The organism is Helicobacter sp. UBA3407, from assembly GCF_949747025.1.
Lineage (GTDB): Bacteria > Campylobacterota > Campylobacteria > Campylobacterales > Helicobacteraceae > Helicobacter_D > Helicobacter_D ganmani.
Genome location: NZ_CATKCB010000226.1, coordinates 1 through 2,849, shown reverse-complemented (window position 1 = coordinate 2,849; position 2,849 = coordinate 1). Strand labels below are relative to the sequence as shown.

General features: G+C 38.3%; 3 protein-coding genes. 1 reads left to right on the top strand and 2 read right to left on the bottom strand.

Annotated features, from left to right (window positions below; translation table 11 throughout):
* Both fabI and Q1553_RS07915 read right to left on the bottom strand, forming a co-directional pair.
* A partial coding sequence (gene fabI / locus Q1553_RS07920; RefSeq protein ID WP_300842902.1) for an enoyl-ACP reductase FabI occupies window positions 1-779 on the bottom strand: 779 nt, incomplete at its 3' end.
* A complete protein-coding gene (locus Q1553_RS07915; RefSeq protein WP_115551363.1) occupies window positions 776-1,513 on the bottom strand; it encodes a triose-phosphate isomerase in 738 nt (245 codons plus the stop codon). The genes Q1553_RS07915 and fabI, both read right to left, overlap by 4 nt.
* A 95-nt stretch (window positions 1,514-1,608) precedes the next feature.
* On the opposite strand from Q1553_RS07915, the gene Q1553_RS07910 reads away from it, so the two are divergent.
* A complete protein-coding gene (locus tag Q1553_RS07910; protein ID WP_300691214.1) occupies window positions 1,609-2,691 on the top strand; it encodes an FUSC family protein in 1,083 nt (360 codons plus the stop codon).
* The last annotated feature ends 158 nt before the right edge of the window (window positions 2,692-2,849 follow it).

Sequence of the window (2,849 nt, the reverse complement as noted above, 5' to 3'; positions counted from 1 at the left end):
TCCTCCACAGCTGCCATTCCCATAATATTATAACCGCAATCCACATAATGAATCTCGCCTGTAACCGCGCTTGCAAGAGGGGATAGGAGATACATTGCAGAGTTGCCTACTTCCTCTATTGTTACATTTCTATGCAATGGTGAATTTGCCTCATTCCATTTTAAGATGAAGCGAAAATCTCCGATTCCACTTGCGGCAAGCGTGCGAATTGGTCCCGCTGAAATCGCATTGACACGGATTCCTTCTTTCCCTAAATCGTGCGCTAGATAACGCACACTAGATTCCAAAGCAGCCTTAGCAACGCCCATTACATTATAATGCGCAACATGCTTGACACTTCCTAGATAGCTTAGTGTAAGAATTGAAGCATTGGGGCTTAGTACAGGTTTAAGTTCGCGGCAAAGCTCAATAAGCGAATAAACTGAAACTTCCATTGCAACATTAAAGGCTTCTTTGCTTGTATCCAAAAAGCTCCCATCTAACGCTTCTTTAGGAGCAAAAGCAACGCTATGCACCAAGAAGTCCAATGTTCCAAAATCTCGCTTGATACTTTCACGCAAAAGCGCAAAATGCTCCTTTTTGCTTACATCTAGCTCATAAACAAACTTGGAATTCCCGATTTCTTCCGCAATGGGAAACACGCGTTTTTGAATTTGTTCATTCATATAGGTTAAGCCGATTGTCGCACCTTGCTCTTTGAGTGCCTTTGTGATTCCATACGCAATAGATTTATTGTTTGCCACACCGACAATCAAGCCCTTTTTTCCTTGCATAATCATTCTTTACTCCTTAAATCAATGGAATTATCTAAAATTTGACAAAAGCTTGAAATCTCCCAACTCGCACTTCCAATAAGCACACCATCTACACCATTTAGGGAGAGAATTTCACGCACATTTTGGGGTTTCACGCTTCCGCCGTACAAAAGCGGAATTTTACCTAATTTTTGCTTTAAGCGTGTGTGAATTTGTGTGATTTCCTCCAAACTTGCACTTACCCCACTGCCAATCGCCCAAATCGGCTCATAGGCAACAATTAAATCAGGTGAATTTAAATTAATCCCTTCAAATTCGGATTCCAAAAACTCCAAAACCGCTTCAATACCTTGTTGTTTGATTTCTTGCGACTCCCCAATACAATAACAAATTCTAAATCCCAACTGACTAAAAAACCTAAATTTCTCTGCGCAAAATTCTTGCGATTCCTTTAATATCTCACGCCTCTCACTATGCCCAATCAAAAGTGTTTGAATCCCAAACTCCTCTAATTGCTCCAAACCAATTTCTCCTGTGTAAGAGCCGTTTTTTGTAGGGTAGGCGTTTTGCGCTCCAACCTGAAAACTCTTAAAGCGATTTTCTAAGAGTGCGCTTTGTGGGGGAAAAATCATAATTTGATGTGGAAAGGATTGATTTTGTGTTTGATTTTTTGCAATAAACTTTTCTAAATTCTCGCAAAATTGTAAAGTGCTTTTGCGCGTGTGGTTTGTCTTAAAATTACTTGCAATAATTTTCATAAGATTCCTTTAGTTTTTGGTATTATAGCAAATCTTAAAAACTTTACAATTCTTGTTGAATGCTATAATTTTAACGACAACTTTAAGGAGTTTGAATGAATTTTTTACAAAAAATTCAAGAGAATATTAAGCTCATTTTCACTTGGAATCCTAGCGATAGATTATGGCAAATGCCATTTTTTGCAGGATTAAGTGTTGCAATCGTGCTTTTTGTTGCAGCTTTTTTTAATCGTCCTGATTTGGGACTTGTGGCAATCATCGGCACCAATATTTTTCTTTATGTTCCTGACACTCCAATTCACCATAAAATGATTTTATGTATGGCGAGTGCTTTTGGAATTGTTGCTTCCTTTACGCTTGGACTGATTGGACAAGCCTTTCCTGCGCTAATTCCATTCATCGTTTTTCTTGTTACGATGATAGGCGCGCAAGTCGTGCGCTATTTTAGCATTGGCGCGCCAGGATTCTTTTTCTTTACCTTTGCGATGATTCTTGGCACTTATATTCCTTTTGAAGTCAAAGACTATCCTTTTGCTATTGGGCTTGTCGCACTTGGAACAATGGTAGCCAATGTGATGGTTTTGCTGTATTCTTTAAGTGTAATTTACCTCTTCAAACATCCTCCAAAACCAACTCCAAAAATCGGAGAATTTGGCTTTGGCGTGATTATTATTGACCCTATTATCATTGCGTTTTTTGTCAGTGTCTCTATGATTTTCCAAAACTTTTTGGAATTAGAAAGAGGCTATTGGGTGGGGGTAAGTTGTGCTGCCATCTTAACAGCAGTTACTTTTAAACAGATTTGGATTAAACAGACACAAAGAATCTTGGGCACGATTCTAGGCGTAAGCTTCGCTTATTTCTTGCTGCACTTTAGTTTCAGCCCAATTCAATTTGCGCTTTTGATGATGACATTAATGTTTTTTGCGGAATTAACAACAGTTAGGAATTATGCTTTAGCAATGGTATTTTTAACCCCTTATTCCACTTATTTGGCAGAAGTTGCAAGCTTTATGAATTATGACCCAGATTTGATTATCAAGGCAAGAATCCTAGATATTACAATTGGTAGTTTATTTGGGCTTTTGGGCGGTGCAGTAATGCATTGGAGACCTTTGCGAAAAATGCTAGAAAGAATCTTGCGCAAAATCGTTTTTCGGTGGGCAGGAGAAGATTAAAAACATAAAGCAATTTGCACTTCAAACCAATTGCTACGAATCCTTAAGGATTCCATCAAAAGCAATCATTAACATTAGGGAATTGCGTGAAGCTGCTGATAAACTTCCGCGCTTTTAGCTTCAAATTTTTGACAATATGTTTGTAATTGTTCTTGATT